The following is a 15,330-nucleotide window of genomic DNA, read 5'->3' on the forward strand; positions in this document are numbered from 1 at the left end:
CAAAAGGGGCTCAGTAGTTGCGGCGGTGCTTCAGGCGGGGAATCACGACGGCGAACACGGCCGCCGCAGCGAACCCCAGGATGCCCGTGGCTGAGATCCCCGGCCCCAGGGAGGCGATAGCCGTCACCCCGGAGAGGAGCACAGGGCCGCCGGTGGATCCGGCGTCCGCCATGAACCGCCAGAGGCCCAGGAACTGGCCGCGGCCGCGGTCCGGCGAGAAGTCGGCGCCGAGGGTCATCACCAGCCCGGAGCTGATGCCATTGCCGAATCCGATAAGCAGAGCGGCCAGCAGCAGCCCCACGAAAGACCCGGTTAGCGGAATCAGGAGCAACGCGGTCCCCATGAGCAGCGTGGACGGAATCGCCACCCATTGCCGGCCCTTGCGGTCCATCAGTCTTCCGGCTGGATAGAACACCAGCATGTCGATGGCGCCGGACAGCCCGTAGATCAGGGACGCGGAGGTGGCGTCCATGCCCAGGTGGTCTGACCAGAGCGGGATGACCACCTGGCGGGATGACCGCAGCGCGCTGAGCAGCAGGATGCCCATGCCCAGCGAAAGGAACACGCCCGCATGTGACACCGCCACGCTGCGGAGCGTGGGCTGGGGGCCGGCGTTCCCGCCCAAGGGGACCTCCGGCGTCGCAAGGTCCGGGATGGTGAGGGAGAGCAGCGCGGCGGCCGCCATGGCCACCACACCCACCCAGTACGCGCCGGCGATGCCGAAGAATTGCATGACCGCAGCCCCCGCGAACGGGCCGATGAACACGCCGATCCGGTTCACGCCGCCCAGCGTGGACAGCGCGCGGGCCCGGAACCCCACCGGAACGGCCTCGGTCAGGTATTTTTGCCGGGCCAGGCCGAATACCGCCCCGGACATCCCGACGACGGTCATCGCCACGGCGAGGAGCCACAGTCCGTTCGGGGCCAGGCCGGAGGTGGCGGCAGCTGCCAGGGCAAGGCCCGCGGCGACGGCTGCGCCCACGATGGACCAGCGTTCGCCGAAGCGCAGGGTCACCAGGGACGCCGGCAGGTTGAAGAACCAGGACCCCAGCCCGATCAGGGTGACGACCAGGGCGGCCACCGCCACCGAGGCGCCCAGCTCCCGGGCGGACAACGCCACCACCGGAAGGATGGCGCCCTGCCCGATTCCAAAGAGCAGCGTGGGGCCGAAGGCGGCCACCGCAATGCTGCGCAGGCTGAAGGGCTGGGAGTCGTCCGGGGAAGTCATCAGATTTATCCTATGGCCGCCCCCTGACCCCGCAGGGTGCGGTGTGACGCACCGGACATGCCCACGCCGCCACGCACAAACCCGGCTCAGCGGGCAACGTTCAGCGGGCGGGGCTCAGCGGGCCCGGGGCTCGAACCCGGCCAGGGCGCGGAACAGGTTGACCACTTCCACCACTGCCCCGATGACCGACCCCACGATGCCCACCACCAGGAATACCCGCACCAGCACCGGCCAGCCGGACCAACTGTCTCCGAAATCGAAGGGGAAGACCTCCCAAAGACGCAGCATGGCGGCAACGCCGAAACCGATGACCACAAGGTTTCCCAGTGCCATGAAGGCCCTGGCACGGATCACCACGCAGACCAGGTTGACGATGATGCCTGCAAGCAGGGATGCATTGATGAGGTCCAGCACGCGGGCCATGTCTGCCGTCAGGAACGGCAGCACCTGCCAGCCGGGCCAGACGTTGATCCCGTACATCAGCAGGGCGTTGACAATGGCGGAGCCAAGATTGCCGCTGCGCCTGGTGGTGGTCCTGCCTGCCATTTAGCCGCCCACCCCCTGCTCCATGTGCCGCTTGAGGCCGGCCCAAATGCGCTGCTCCTGGCGGCGACCCACAACCGTGAAGACCGGCCCCGCCAGTTTCAAAAGTCCCTTGGGCCTGAAGTCCCAGGACCAGTCCATCCAGGTCCCTTCGTCCGTGGGCCGGAACGTCAGGCCTCCCAGGATCTCAGCCCCTCCCATCCGGGAGACGGACCCCAACCGCCAGGGCCGGACGTAGTCAGTGACCTCCAGCTCGAACGACGTCTTCCGACGTTTCGTCCCGGTGGTGACCCGCCAGACACTTCCCAGCCCTATGGGTCCAGGCGTGGCCTTCTCCACCTTCCGCATCTGCGGGTTGTAGGCAGGCTCGTTCCGTTGGTCCGCCACAAAGTCGAAGACTTCCCCCACCGGCCGCCGAATGCCGATGGAACCTTGAATATGTGCCACCGCCATCTCCTGACTCGTCTCCGCTAACCCGGGCTTGGTCCGCCGCCAGCCATAGCAACAGGCTGCAGCCGAACAGTCCGGGCCAAAAGAGCCGAAGGTCCCCTGCGACTCGCGGGTTGGCCGGGAGTCAGTAACCTTCCAGGAGTTCCCCCGCCTTGCCGTTTGCCGCGGCATTGACCATTTCTTCAGCCACAATGTGCAATTTCACGTTGGCATGCTGGCTTCTGGCGGCCAGGATCTGGAACGCTGCCGGGGCGTCAACACTCCGCAGGGCCATGACAATGCCCTTGGCCTGTTCGATGACGGTCTTGTGCACGAACGCACCCTCGATGGCCTCGGACGCGGCATGCTGGGACTCGATGCGCAGGCTCTGGGTCACGTCCACCATGAATCCGCGGGCCTGTTCCACCCGTCCGGACGGGCCGGCCGCCGCCTGGATCGCCGAAAAGACGCGCCGCTCCTTGCCCCGGACGTCAATGATCCTGTGCAGCAGGGCACCCTGGCCGCCGCCCACAAGGAGGTCCGCCCAGAGTTCCCGCACCGGTTCCCGGTCTTCCGGGTGCTTGTGGGCCATCAGCACGTCAAAGGTGGGAACTACCTCACCTGACCGCAGCCCGTGAATGCCAAACATGCCCTCGGACCACTGCATGTTTCCGGAGGAGACGTCCAGCTCAAAGGTCCCTGAAGGACAGACCGCAGTAACGGGCAGCGGGAAGAGGTACGTATCCAACTTCGACCACATACATTCCTCCCAAAAATCCCATACCCGGCGCCGGTTGTGGCATAAGAGTAGCTGAATGGAGCGGCCGCTATTTGCCGTGTTCGCTGGAGGCAGCAAGGCCGGATTAAGGGGGTCACAAAAGGCCCGGGGAGGAGTAGCGTTCGCCTTATGGGGTGCTGAACCGCGTCCCAGTTCCAAGGGAAGGCCATTTCATGGGTGAAGTGTGGATCCGCACACTGGGCAACGGGCTGGTCCGGGCAGACCGAGTAACGGAGATTTCATCCACCCGGGGGTCCCGGCATGAGGACAGCGGGTATTCACTGAAGGTCATTGTGGACGGCAAGGGCCACGTTCTGATTGACGACGGCGGGCTGCAGGGTTTGCTGCCCGAGCGGCTGGAATACGCCAGGCACTTGGAGGACGCCCTGCTGCTGGCCATCGACGAGGCTCGCGAGAGCGACGCGTCCATGGTGATCTCGTTCGAGCCGGAACGCGAGCGCTGGTCATCGGCCCCCGTCTCCGTATTAACGGGAAGGCTCCCCGAAGTCGTCTGACCCAGGGAGCCTTCCCGCTGCACTAAAACGCAACTGCATTAAAACCAGTTGTGGGTCGGTTCCTCCACCAGCGCCGTGGCGATGCTGGCGGCATCCTCCAGTGCGGCCAGGAAGCGTTCGGCGTCCAGGGCCGCGGCGCAGCCTGTGCCGGCGGCGGTGATGGCCTGCCGGTAGCGGTGATCCACGGCGTCGCCGCAGGCGAAGACGCCGGGCAGGTTGGTGCACGTGGTGGGGGCGTCCACCTTGATGTAGCCTTCGTCGTCCAGGTCAACCTGGCCTGCCACCAGCTCGGTGCGCGGCAGGTGGCCGATGGCCACGAAGATGCCGGTGGCGTCCTGGTGCCGGGTCTCGCCGGTGCGGGTGTCCGTGAGGGTGACGCCGGTGACCTTGCCGTCGCCGTGGATCGCGGTGACCGCGGAGTTCCAGGCGAAGCGGATCTTGGGGTTGTCCTTGGCGCGCTGGGCCATGATGCGGGAGGCGCGCAGTTCGTCCTTGCGGACCACGACGGTGACGGTCTTGCCGAAGCGGGTCAGGAAGGTCGCTTCCTCCATGGCGGAGTCGCCGCCGCCGACGACGATGATGTCCTGGTCGCGGAAGAAGAACCCGTCGCAGGTGGCGCACCAGGAGACACCGTGGCCGCTGAATTTCTTCTCCTCGGGCAGGCCGAGTTCCTTGTAGGCCGAGCCGGTGGCCAGGATGACGGCAGGGGCTTCGTAGGTCTCCCCGGCGCCGGTGACCACGCGCTTGACAGAACCTTTCAGGTCAACGGACGTGGCGTCGTCGTACTCAATGCGCGCGCCGAACTTTTCCGCCTGCTGCTGCAGCCCGTCCATCAGCTCGGGGCCCTGGACCCCTGCGGGGAAGCCGGGGAAGTTTTCCACCTCGGTGGTGTTCATCAGCGCGCCTCCCGCTGTCACGGACCCGGCCAGGACCAGGGGGTTCAGGCCGGCGCGCGCGGCGTAGATGGCGGCGGTGTAGCCGGAGGGGCCGGAGCCGATGATGATCAGCTGTTCTTTGGTCATTGGTTGTCCTTCGTGGCGGTACTACTGGGCGGGCGCGTGCTGCGCGGGCAGGAGTTCGGTGATCAGTTGTTCAGGTCAGATTCTTTCACTGCCTCGTGGGTGCTCCTCAAACTGATAGGAAACTACGTTCGGTGTAATAAACGTCACCGTGTTGCGCAGATCACATTGGTTGCCTAATCTGGTTGAGGCTTAAGCAAACAGGCCATGCAAGAAGCTGCAGCGTCGCAGCCAATGCCGGGGAAGGCTTTACATCTTGAACTCTAAGCTGAACATCGTGGTCCGGGTGGATCTGGACCACAGCAAGGCCCAGGTGATTGCAAAGGGGCATATCACCATCCACAGCGTCAACGCCCTCTATGTAGTGGCAAAGCGTGCCAACTCCCTCAAGGGAGGCCTGGACCTGGAGCTCGACATCTCCAATGCCTGGGTTGATAAGGAAGCCCTGGAGATGCTCCACGCCGCTTCCGCAACAAGGCACCTGCCCGCAAAGATCGATCCGGACCAGGCACCCTGCACCATCAGCGTGCTGGCCGACCGCCGACATCCACGCACTGCGCCGGCCCGCCTGGCCGCATAAACCTCCCGGCCGCTCGCCGCGCCCACGCTTCGGGCCAGAGCAGGCCGGCCACCGCTTGCTTCTTCCGCTTCAAACAACCCGAAGTGCAGCTGCATCTGAACATACGGATGGCTGCACTTCGGGGTTGTTCGGAGCCTGGGGCCCTCAAGCAGGCCCAGGATTTACATCAACGGCGAGCCGCCAGCCAGGAATTCCTGGAGCTCCACCGAACTCAGGCCTGCGGCCCTGCCCAGGGCCTCCTGCGCTGCGCCGAGCTTCCACGCACTCCTGACGGCGTTCTCGAACCGCTCCTGCGCGGCGTCCAACTCCCACTGGAGGCTCTCCACCCTGGCCGAAGCCAGCCGGACGGATTCCAGTGGATCACCGCCGGCGGGGGCGCCGTCCATCTTGTAGCCGCAGGTGCAGGACCATTCGGACGAGCCGAGCTCAAGCGGCGCCCAGCCAAGGGAAGCGATGGGAACGGGACCGGCCGTCATTTCCACGCCGCAGTGGAAGGGGGCGGCCGGGTCATCAAGCACCATGGGCGCTGCCGGCTGGAGCTGGATGTCGTCATGAGCCTGGACGGGGATCGTCTGTCCCGCTGCCTGAGGTTCAAGTACTGCAGTCATGCGATCCGCCGTCCGATAGTTAACAAACAATGTAGCTAGTCTAACTAGGATCACTACTTTGTCTACCGCACTGTAATGCCGGGGCTGGAATTCACCGCATCCACGGCTTCGCGCATGCGCAACAGGAAGTGCATGACAGCTTTGATCTCCTCGGGAGACAAGGACTCGGCAGCCTCGAGCATGCGCTTGTGCATCTGGTCGAGATTGTGCTGCACCGCCGCGTCCGCACCGGGGGTAGGTCGAAGAATGACGGCCCGGCGGTCTGAGGGGTGGGGCTCCCGGGTCACATGGCCCGCGGCAACCAGCCGGTCAACAAGGCTGGTCATCGAGGCGGAGGTGATCCCCAGGCGGGCAGCAAGTTCGGTGGGGCGGATTCCAACGCCGGTGGCTTCCGCATCAAGCAGGTACCGAAGAGCCAAGAGATCGGTCTCCCCCATCGCGACGGAGGAACGCGTGCGCCTTCTCATGGCGCTCTCCGAGCTCCGGAACTCGCGGAGGGCGTTTATGACGTCAAAGGCTCCGGGCTGGACATCCTCACTTGAGGGGTACCGGTAGCCTTCGCTTGCACCATGCGGGTTCATGCGAATTCCTTCGATATCCTACTTGCTTGGCCGTCTAACAAACCCCATGGTAGCCCACTTGTTGCCGACCCACCTCCCCTGGTCGATAAGGAGGCAGGTACCTGCGGAAGGCGCAGGGGAAAAGTAGAGTACCCGCTACTCGTGCCGCAGCCCGGCAGGCCCAATAGGTTTTAGGCAACCGCGGCAGCACGGCCGCGGGCATATCGTAAATGGGGGTGCAGGGTGGCTGTTGGCCCGCCTAATAACACGGGGCCCGAGCGGCAAGGGTTCCTGCTGGACTTAATGACAGGGGCCGACGGCGAGGCACAGTCCCTGCAGAAGCTCGCCGACGCTGCCGCGCGCTGGATCAGCCCCACCGCAGGCATGTCAATTGAGTGCGCCGCCGTAATGCACCGGCAGCGGTCCTGTCCTGCCACGGCGGGAAGCACGCCGGGCGCCGCCCTCCTCGCAGCCTCGGAAGACGAGCACGGGGACGGCCCCACCGCCCTGGGCTCCGCACTCGCCACCCCAACGGTGATCAACCAGGCCGGCTCACGCTGGCAGGCCTACCGGAAGCGGTTGCTGGACAACGGCTTCGGCGCAGCCCTTGCCGTCCCTTTGGAACTTCAGCCGGGTACCACCGGCGCCCTCATCTTCCTGGGCCCGGCCGGCTACGGATTCAATGCCAGGGTCGTTGATGGAGCGGCATGGTTTGGCCAGGTGGCGTCGCAGAGCCTGAAGCTGGCCCTGGACGTACACGGCGTGATCCGTGCCGGCGACAACCTGAAGCAGGTACTGGAGAGCAGGACCAGCATCGACGTTGCCTGCGGCGTGCTGATGGCGCAGAACCGATGCTCGTATGCCGAGGCCTTCAGCAAGCTCGCCGGCACCTCCCGGAACCGCAACCTCAAGGTCCGCAGCGTGGCGGACAGCATCCTGAAGGCGATGCCCAGTGGTGCGCCCGGAACACGTTTCGAACCCCCGGCGATCGCCTAGGAACTGCCGGGTACGGTCCTAGTGCCGCGCCCGTGCCCTGATAAGGCCGGCCGCCACGAGTCCTGCACACCCGAGTGAAGCCAGCATGCCGCCGAGAGCCACGATGTAATCGGTGATGGTCATTGTCCTGCGCTCCTTCCGTACTGCCTGATGGGCCCAAGCTACGCGGCGAAACTCAGCGTTCCCTGAAGAATCGCCAGCAGGTTTGGTCAAGATCCGGTCACGGAAAACTGCGGGGTTCCACATACTTTTGTCCCGTGATCTTTCCTTTATCACAGGGTTCCGTATTATTCATGCATGTGGACTAAACAAAGCCAGAGCTTCTGCCCCACCTGCGGCAGGACCACCAATCACGTCACCCATTTCCAAAAGGACGACGCCGGCTCCCTGGTTGCGGACGTCCGCTGTGCTGAGTGCGCCCAGGCTGGCGGGGCGGCCGCCTAGGAAGGTTCCTTCCCCGGCCGCTGCAGTTCAGGACCGGCGGCATGCGGACGGACCACGGCGAAGACCACCATGGCGGCCACCTGCACCGCTGTGACGGTGACCGCCAGGGCAGGGATTGAGTACTCGTAAAGCAGGCCGATCAGGAAGCTCCCGGCCAGCCAGGCGAGGCCGTAGCACGCAGTGAACATCCCGTAGGCACTCCCCCGCCGGGCTGCCGGAGCCAGCCCCGCCACGCCGGCCCGCATGGTGCTTTCCTGAACGCCCATGGCCGCCCCCCACACCAGTGCCCCTGTCACCGCAAGCGCCGTGTTGTTGCTGAAGCCCAGCCATGGGACCGCGGCGGCCAGGACGGGAAGGACCAGGAGGACTTTCAACCCCACCCGGTCAAAGAGCCAGCCGGAAACCAGGGCGGCTACGGCATCCACTCCCATGGCGGCGGCGTAGAGGACCGGGACCACCGCGGGCGGGAGGAGCCCGGTGGCCACCAGGTGGAATGAGAGCAGCCCGAACGTTGCGTAGCCGAACATGGTCAGGCTGCTGAACGCGGCGTAGAGCCAATACTGGCGCGGCATGGGAGCTGGTTTGCCGGGAACGGGGCCGGCCGCGGCCAACTCCACATCGGCAACCTCATAGGCAGCAGGATCAGGAACCCTCCGCCGCAGCCACACGAGAATCAGCATGGCCGCCACTCCCGGGACAGCCAGCAGCAGGAACCCTGGACCGTAGCTGCCTGAGAGCGCCAGGGCCACGCCCACCAGCAGCGGCCCCAGCAGCGCCCCCACCTGGTCCAGCGCCTCGTGCAGCGCGAACGCCTTGCCCTGGCCCAGGGCGGAACCGGCCTCGGCGAGCATGGTGTCCTTGGCCGGGCTCCGCACCGCCTTGCCAAGCCGCTCGGCCAGGACCAGGAGGCAGGCGATCCACAGCGCGTCGGTGACTCCCAGCAACGGCACGGAAACAGCCGTCAAGGCATACCCGCTGATTGCCAGTGCCCACCTCAGTCCCGGCCTGTCCGCAAGCCGCCCGAACACCAGGCGGAGGACCAGGGCAACGGCCTCCCCGGCGCCGGTGACCACGCTGACCAGGAGCGCAGACGCGCCCAGCGCACCGAGGTACGGGCCGGTGACGCTCCGGGCGCCCTCGTACACCATGTCCATCAGGGAGCTGATGATGCCGAAGACCAGGATGAAGCGGATGGCAGTCATGGGCGCCGCGGGAAGTTTTCCGGCAGCGCTACCGCTGGTAGGCATGCTCCCTGACCTGCTTCGCCGCGGCGCCCAACCGCGTCCGGCCACGGGACCGGGCGGCCCGCGGGACGAGGCCCTCGGGACGGGTCACCGCAAGGATCACCCCGATCCCGGCCAGGGATGAGACCATGGCCGAGCCACCGTAGGAAATGAACGGCAGGGGCACGCCGATCACCGGCAGCAGCCCACTGACCATGGAAATGTTGATCACCGCCTGCCCCAGGATCCAGGTGATCACGCTGCAGGCCACGATCCGCGAGAACGTGTCCGTGGTGCGGGCGATGGTCTTGAACACCGCGACTGCCAGGATGGCGAACAGGCCAAGCACCAGGAGTGAGCCGGCCAGGCCCAGCTCCTCGCCGAGAATGGAGAAGATGAAGTCGTTGTGCGCTTCCGGGATCCAGTTCCACTTCTGGCGGCTCTGGCCCAGGCCTACGCCGAACCAGCTGCCGGAGGCCAGGGCGTAGGCGCCATGCTGGGCCTGGTAGCCCATGCCCTGGGCGTCCTCGTCGGATCCCATGCCCAGCCAGGAGGAGATGCGCCCCATCCGGTTGCCGCTGGTGGCCGCGAGCACCAGTGCCGCCGCCACGCAGATCATTCCTGCCACGGAGAACACCTTCATCCGGACTCCGCCGTAGAACATGGTGGCGGCGAGGATCATCATGATGATCATGGTGGTGCCCAGGTCATGCCCCAGCGCCACCACCAGCATGATCAGTCCGCCGGCGGGCGCCAAAGGAATAACCGCGTGCTTCCACTGCCCCAGCAGGGCCTGTTTCCGGTCCAGGATCGCAGCGGCCCAGACGATCAGCGCGAGTTTGGCGAACTCGGACGGCTGCGCGGTGAAACCACCCACGCTCAGCCAGTTCCGGTTGCCGTTCACGGACATGCCCAGCGGCGTGAACACCAGCACCAGGGCAAAGAGGGAACCGATCAGCATCGGCCAGCCCAGCCGCCGGATCCGCTGCACGGGCATCCGCGCCAGCACCAGCATGATCACCACGCCGGCCACGGTCCACATGGCCTGCTTCAGGGGAAGATCGTACGGATTGTTCCCTGCCGCCACGGATTCCACGGACGACGCCGATGCCACCTCCACGAGTCCAATCGCCGAGAGCGTGAGGACCACCGCCAGGATCAGCGGCCGGAGGCGTCCCGGGGAGTCATCCTCCAGCCACACCGCCAGTTTTCCCAACCCGCGCCGGGCGGGACGGCCCGTCCCGCGCTGCTTTTGTCCTGTATCCATCTGTCCGTTCCTCAGCCTGCACACCAGGGCTTCCCCCATGGCCGGGCCCATCTCCGGGGCGGATTCCGCCGACAAGAAAGAGTACGCCCCCGTACCCGGCCGCCGGCGCCGGGACACCCGTTACGTCCATGGTTCATGGGGAATTGCCAGCTTCGGCCTGTAGGGTAGCGGAAACCTGTCCCCTCCCGAAGGTCATTTTGTCGTGTTCGGTTCCAAAAAATCCCCCGGCCCGGAACAGGAAGGATCCAGCCCGCAGGCCTACCCAGGCCAAGGCGAGCTGTACGCCACCAGTTCGCGCCGCCGTCGGCCCTTCCGCCGTGCCCCACGCTGGGTCAAAGCCATCACCGCTGTGGTGTCGGTGCTGCTCCTGGGCGTCCTGGCGTTCGGCGGATACTGGGCCTGGCGCCTCCAGTCAAACATCAGCACCTCCGAGCTGACCGCAGGTGGCCACCGGACCGAGGGCGCCGTGAATGACAGCACCGACCGGCTGCAGATCCTGGTGCTGGGCTCGGACACCAGGGAAGGAAACAACAGCCAGTACGGCACGGCGGACCAGTCCTCCGGCTACGGACAGTCCGATGTGATGATGCTGCTGGACATCTCGGCGGACAACAAGCACGTCAACGTCATCAGCTTCCCCCGCGACCTGCTGGTGGACGTCCCCGCATGCACGGATTCAAAGACCAACCAGAAGTATCCCGAGCAGCAGGACGCCATGATCAACAGCGCCATGGCCCAGGCCGGCATCGGCTGCGCAGTGGACACGGTGAACAAGCTCACGGGCCTGGAAGTGGACCACTTCATGATGGCGGACTTCAACGCCGTGAAGGAGCTCTCCAACGCTGTGGGCGGCGTGGAGGTCTGCGTTACCGATGCCGTCAACGATCCTGATTCCCACCTGAACCTGCCCGCCGGCAAGTCCCAGGTGCAGGGCGACCAGGCGCTGGCGTTCCTGCGCACCCGGCACGCCTTTGCCAACGGCGGGGACTTGGGCCGCATCCAGGCCCAGCAGGGCTTCCTGGCCTCGCTTAGCCGCAAGCTCAAGTCGGAGGGCACACTGGGCAACCCGCAGAAGACGCTGACCATCGCCGATACCATCACCAAGAACCTGACGGTTGACTCGGGCCTGTCCTCCATCCCTTCGCTGCTCACCATCGCCAACCGGCTGAAGAACATCGATCCCGCCAACATCAACTTCATCACCACGCCCACGGAGCCGTCCCCGCAGGATCCCAACAGGCTGGCCCTGGATGAACCGGCGGCGTCCAACTTCTTTGCTGCCCTGCGCAACAGCCCGGACCTGAGCCAGCCTGCCCCCGCGGCGCCCACGGAGACGCCGGCACCCGCGGCCCCCGCCTACGACAAGTCGCTGCAGCCCGTCTCGATAGCCAACGGCACCGGCGTGGCGGGCCGGAGCACTGCGATTGCCGGCCTGCTCTCCGATGCCGGGTTCACCAAGGTGACCAAGCTGCAGGCCCAGGCGCAGGGCCAGACCATGGTGTACTACTCCGCCGGGTTTGAGGACGTCGCAGCGGATGTGGCCGCGCTGTTCGGACTGCCCGCCGGCAGCGTCCAGCAGGTGGCGAACATCCAGGGCGTGCAACTGTACGCCGGCACGGACTTTGCCACGGGCACCAAACCCGCCGCGCCGCCGTCGTCCGCTGACTCCGCCGGCAGCGTGGTGGCGCAGACCGGCAGCGACCAGACCTGCCAGTCAGCCAACCCCACCGGCTACTAGGCTTTGGTCCGGGCCGGCTCCAGCAGCTCCATGATCCGCGAAATGTAGCTGTCCAGGCTGAGCTTCTCGTCCCACTGGGCGTGAATCTCCGCCTGCCTGTTCCGCGTGGCGTCAGCCAGCTCCCGGAGCTGGGGAAGGATGGGCTGGTCCGGGTTGCACAGCGCAACCCCGGGCTCCATCACGTATTCGTTCATGCCCTCGTTGGGCGTGACGGCCACGGCGATGCCACTCTCCACGGCGCCCACCAGGACCATGTGCCCAGCCGCCCTGGTCCCCCGCGCCAGCGGGAGGAACACAACGGATGCGGTACTGAGCAGCTCACCGAACTCTTTCTGGCTCACGTAACCCGGGCGCCTCACCACGTTTCCATCGCGGCGGGTTTCGCCGGCGGGGCCGCCGGTGGCAAGGGTCAGCCGGACGGGCGTGGGGCTCGCGAGCACTTCGTCCTCCAGTGCCCTGATGGCGTGGGGGTCGCGGTCGGATGAGCCGCCAACGAAAATGTGGAAATCTTCGGACGGCTGCTTGGGCGGATACCCCAGTGAGTTCCCGTACAGCACGCACATGGCGCGGCCGCCGTCGGCATTCCAGGGCACGGTCTCGGACTGGGACATGGTGATGACAGGGGCGTCGCCAATAAGCCGGCGCAGGACTTTCCAGCTCCGGCTGGAGGGCTCGGCGTAGATCCCGGTCACCACGAAGTCTTTCCTGCCCGTGAGGCGCAGCGCGGCCCCGATCCACGGATTGGTGGCGAAGTAGGGTCCCCTGACGGCGGGGTTGAGGGTCTTCAGGGCCAGCACCAGCGCGTCGATTCCAATTCCCAGGACCCTTGAACCCCAGCGTTTGCCCGTGATGGCCGCGCCCTCGTACTGGCAGACCGCCTTGATCATTGGATGGCTGATCCAGGCGGCGTCAGCTTTTGCCGAGGCTGGACCAAGGGCTAGGAACGTGTAAGGAGCCAACGGTCAGGGCCTTTCGTACGGTGCGGCGGACGCCCCCTCCGGGGACTCCAAACCTAGTGACCGCCCTCCGGCTGCACAAGGACATCTGTCGCCTCCTGTGGATGACCGCATACCGTCCCCATTCCCCCAGTACTCCCCCAGGGGCCGGTGCTTCCCCGCCTATGACATCCGGGCGGCCGGCTCGAGTTCCGCAGTGGGCTTGGGCTCCGCACCGGCTTTGCCTTGCGCGGCGGGACCAGCGACGGCGGGCTCCAGCTTCCTGTTTGCCCAAACGCGGAGCGGCCGCTCAACGAAGCGGAAGGACGCGTACGCCAGCAGCACGGTGGCGGCTGCGGTCAGCGCGATGCGAAGCGGGAGCGCCGGGATCAGGGGCATCAGCAGCAGGTAGACCGGCAGGTGCCAGAGATACATGCCGTAGGACAGGTCGCGTCCCGGGCGGGCCAGCCAGGGGTGGCTGAATATGCGTGACAGGAAGCCTGCGGGCTGGAGGACCAGCGATCCGATGAGTACGGCTGACAGCAGGGCCAGTGCCATGGGGCCAACGGTCCAGAACGTGGTGAACCAGGCGCCGGGGGTGTCGGGCTCCTTCAGCAGGAACAGCGCGGCCACCAGGGTGGTGCCGGCGACGGGTGCGCCCCACCGGGCAGCCGACACCAGGGCATTGTGCAGCCGGGAACCGTGGCGCACGGCGGTGAACAGCAGGGCCAGCGCGCAGCCGATCAGCAGTTCGTCGGCCCGGGTGTCCGGTCCGTTGTAGATCCGGTCCAGCGGTTCGCCGGCACTAACCAGCAGGAACCGGTTCAGCACGAAGGCTCCGGCCAGGACCACGGTGGCGAAGGCTGCGGAGCGGACCTTCCAGAACCGGAGCATCACCAGCAGGAGCAACGGCCACACCAGGTAGAACTGTTCCTCGACGGCAAGGGTCCAGGTGGGGCCCAGGGTTTCGCCGGCAATGGAGTCGCCGAACATGCCAAAGTGCGCCAGGTTCATCACGTAGGCGGCGGCGGGAAGGACGAACCCCTCCTGCCCGCCCCAGCCTGAGGCAGGGAACAGGAAGCCGACGGCGACGATCACCGCGCAGAGTGCCAGCAGGGCCGGCCACAACCGGGCCAGGCGCTTGGCGTAGAAGATACGAAGATGCAGCCGGCCGGTGGCGATCCGCTCCTTCATGATCAACAGCGTGATCACGAAGCCGCTGAGCGTGAAGAACACGTCCACGCCAATGGAGCCGCCCGGCATCGACTCGGTTGCCGTATGGAAAAAGAACACACCGGCCACGGCGATGGTCCGGAGCCCGTCCAGGGCATGCTTCCGCCCGTCGATGAGCCCACTTCCGGGCACTGCCGCGCCTGCTGATGCTGACAAATTTTCGCTGCTTGACCTCAAAACCACTAAGCAAGCATATATAACGTTTCCATAACTGCGCTGGGCAGAAGCTGGGAGGACGCTGGCCTGAGGCCTGAAAAAGCCGCCCTTGTGGCTGCCACCGGACGCTTCTAGATTGAAGACATGGTGGACCAGGACTTGGCAGATGACCTCGAAGGGCTCGTGGATCTTGTCGCAGGGATGGAGGACATCAAATCCGTGCTGGACGGGCTCACCGGGCTTGCAGCCGCAGCCATGACAGGCGCCACGGGCGTACCAATTGACTGCGCCGTGACGCTGCACCGGCGAAAACGAACCGTCACCATCGGCGGCAGCAGCGGCAGGGCGGCTGTGGTTGACCGCATCGAACAGAGCCTGGGCGACGGGCCCTGCATCGAGGCCCTCGAAAGCGGCGTTCCCGTTCTACTCGGTGACGTGTCATCCGACCCGCGTTGGCCTGAGTACCGCAGCGCCCTTACAGCCGCGGGGATCGCCAGTTCCCTGGGCATCCCAATGAATTTGGAAGACGACGCCGGTGCGGTCCTTGATTTCTTCGCTCCGGTCAGCGGAGTCTTCAGTGAGGAGGGAGTGGCCGAGGGAATGCGGTTCGCCGACATGGCAGGCAAGGCGCTGCGGCTCGCCGTCCGGATTGCGGCAGCAGACCACCGGGCCGAGAACATGAAGGCGGCGATGGACACCAGAACGGCGATCGACCTGGCCTGCGGGATCATCATGGCGGAGAACAAGTGCAGCAAGGACAGGGCCTTTGAGATTCTCCGCAGCGCCTCCAACACCCGTAACCAAAAGCTCAACGAGCTGGCCGAAGCGCTTGTGCACCGCTTTGCCGCACCCGAGGATGCCAACGCGCACTTCGAAGACTGAAAACCGGGCTCCGGGAGCCAGCGACGCTGATGGCTCCCGGAGTGTAACGACGCGAATGTGGCCCACCCCCGAAAATAGGATCTCCCTGGGCCACACCCGCGTCAGCTTTGCGGACGGTTGCGTGCCCAGGAGTGGTTGGCCATTGGCCCGGCCCCATTAGCGGGGTGGCGGTGGATGGGGTTTTCTTGGGCGGCAA

General features: G+C 65.9%; 17 protein-coding genes. 6 read left to right on the forward strand and 11 right to left on the reverse strand.

Annotation, left to right across the window (positions count from 1 at the left end; genetic code table 11):
- Positions 1-10: 10 nt before the first annotated feature.
- From ACTAQI_RS11315 to ACTAQI_RS11330, 4 genes are all read right to left on the reverse strand, one after another.
- Positions 11-1,228, reverse strand: coding sequence for an MFS transporter (locus ACTAQI_RS11315; RefSeq protein WP_457945928.1), 1,218 nt, complete (start codon positions 1,226-1,228; stop codon positions 11-13).
- Positions 1,229-1,342: 114 nt separating this feature from the next.
- Positions 1,343-1,774, reverse strand: a complete 432-nt coding sequence (locus ACTAQI_RS11320; RefSeq protein ID WP_457945929.1) for a hypothetical protein — start codon at positions 1,772-1,774, stop codon at positions 1,343-1,345.
- Positions 1,775-2,218, reverse strand: coding sequence for an SRPBCC family protein (locus tag ACTAQI_RS11325; protein ID WP_457945930.1), 444 nt, complete (start codon positions 2,216-2,218; stop codon positions 1,775-1,777).
- Between the two features lie 127 nt (positions 2,219-2,345).
- Positions 2,346-2,960, reverse strand: a complete 615-nt coding sequence (locus ACTAQI_RS11330; protein WP_457945931.1) for a PAS and ANTAR domain-containing protein — start codon at positions 2,958-2,960, stop codon at positions 2,346-2,348.
- A gap of 191 nt (positions 2,961-3,151) precedes the next feature.
- On the opposite strand from ACTAQI_RS11330, the gene ACTAQI_RS11335 reads away from it, so the two are divergent.
- On the forward strand, positions 3,152-3,493 hold the full coding sequence (locus ACTAQI_RS11335; protein WP_457945932.1) for a hypothetical protein: 342 nt from the start codon (positions 3,152-3,154) through the stop codon (positions 3,491-3,493).
- 38 nt (positions 3,494-3,531) lie between these two features.
- On the opposite strand, the gene trxB is transcribed toward ACTAQI_RS11335, so the two are convergent.
- Entirely contained in the window at positions 3,532-4,515 is a 984-nt protein-coding gene (gene trxB / locus ACTAQI_RS11340; RefSeq protein ID WP_457945933.1) for a thioredoxin-disulfide reductase, read from the reverse strand.
- Positions 4,516-4,768: 253 nt separating this feature from the next.
- On the opposite strand from trxB, the gene ACTAQI_RS11345 reads away from it, so the two are divergent.
- The gene (locus ACTAQI_RS11345; protein WP_457945934.1) at positions 4,769-5,092 is read left to right on the forward strand and encodes a hypothetical protein; all 324 of its coding nucleotides are present in this window, start codon (positions 4,769-4,771) and stop codon (positions 5,090-5,092) included.
- A gap of 161 nt (positions 5,093-5,253) precedes the next feature.
- Here the strand turns inward: ACTAQI_RS11345 and ACTAQI_RS11350 are convergent, their stop codons facing one another.
- Both ACTAQI_RS11350 and ACTAQI_RS11355 read right to left on the reverse strand, forming a co-directional pair.
- Positions 5,254-5,700: a hypothetical protein gene (locus ACTAQI_RS11350; protein WP_457945935.1), complete on the reverse strand. Its 447-nt coding sequence runs from the start codon at positions 5,698-5,700 to the stop codon at positions 5,254-5,256.
- A 62-nt stretch (positions 5,701-5,762) separates the two neighbouring features.
- A complete protein-coding gene (locus tag ACTAQI_RS11355) occupies positions 5,763-6,281 on the reverse strand; it encodes a MarR family winged helix-turn-helix transcriptional regulator (protein WP_457945936.1) in 519 nt (172 codons plus the stop codon).
- Positions 6,282-6,563: 282 nt separating this feature from the next.
- Here ACTAQI_RS11355 and ACTAQI_RS11360 point away from each other — a divergent pair, with 282 nt between their 5' ends.
- Both ACTAQI_RS11360 and ACTAQI_RS11365 read left to right on the forward strand, forming a co-directional pair.
- Complete coding sequence (locus ACTAQI_RS11360) at positions 6,564-7,256, forward strand: ANTAR domain-containing protein (protein WP_457945938.1); 693 nt, start codon at positions 6,564-6,566, stop codon at positions 7,254-7,256.
- Between the two features lie 297 nt (positions 7,257-7,553).
- On the forward strand, positions 7,554-7,700 hold the full coding sequence (locus ACTAQI_RS11365; RefSeq protein ID WP_457945939.1) for a hypothetical protein: 147 nt from the start codon (positions 7,554-7,556) through the stop codon (positions 7,698-7,700).
- On the opposite strand, the gene ACTAQI_RS11370 is transcribed toward ACTAQI_RS11365, so the two are convergent.
- Together ACTAQI_RS11370 and ftsW are read right to left on the reverse strand one after the other, a co-directional pair.
- Positions 7,697-8,947, reverse strand: coding sequence for an MFS transporter (locus ACTAQI_RS11370; RefSeq protein ID WP_457945941.1), 1,251 nt, complete (start codon positions 8,945-8,947; stop codon positions 7,697-7,699). The genes ACTAQI_RS11365 and ACTAQI_RS11370 overlap by 4 nt on opposite strands.
- Positions 8,931-10,190, reverse strand: a complete 1,260-nt coding sequence (gene ftsW, locus ACTAQI_RS11375; protein WP_457945943.1) for a putative lipid II flippase FtsW — start codon at positions 10,188-10,190, stop codon at positions 8,931-8,933. The genes ACTAQI_RS11370 and ftsW overlap by 17 nt, the downstream gene beginning before the upstream one ends.
- Positions 10,191-10,392: 202 nt before the next feature.
- On the opposite strand from ftsW, the gene ACTAQI_RS11380 reads away from it, so the two are divergent.
- On the forward strand, positions 10,393-11,928 hold the full coding sequence (locus tag ACTAQI_RS11380; RefSeq protein WP_457945945.1) for an LCP family protein: 1,536 nt from the start codon (positions 10,393-10,395) through the stop codon (positions 11,926-11,928).
- Here the strand turns inward: ACTAQI_RS11380 and ACTAQI_RS11385 are convergent.
- The gene (locus ACTAQI_RS11385) at positions 11,925-12,815 is read right to left on the reverse strand and encodes a hypothetical protein (RefSeq protein ID WP_457945947.1); all 891 of its coding nucleotides are present in this window, start codon (positions 12,813-12,815) and stop codon (positions 11,925-11,927) included. The genes ACTAQI_RS11380 and ACTAQI_RS11385 overlap by 4 nt on opposite strands.
- A gap of 231 nt (positions 12,816-13,046) precedes the next feature.
- Entirely contained in the window at positions 13,047-14,252 is a 1,206-nt protein-coding gene (locus ACTAQI_RS11390; protein WP_457945948.1) for an acyltransferase family protein, read from the reverse strand.
- A 144-nt stretch (positions 14,253-14,396) separates the two neighbouring features.
- Here ACTAQI_RS11390 and ACTAQI_RS11395 point away from each other — a divergent pair, with 144 nt between their 5' ends.
- Entirely contained in the window at positions 14,397-15,134 is a 738-nt protein-coding gene (locus tag ACTAQI_RS11395; RefSeq protein WP_457945949.1) for a GAF and ANTAR domain-containing protein, read from the forward strand.
- Positions 15,135-15,330: the final 196 nt, after the last annotated feature.

This window comes from Pseudarthrobacter sp. alpha12b (assembly GCF_054130495.1).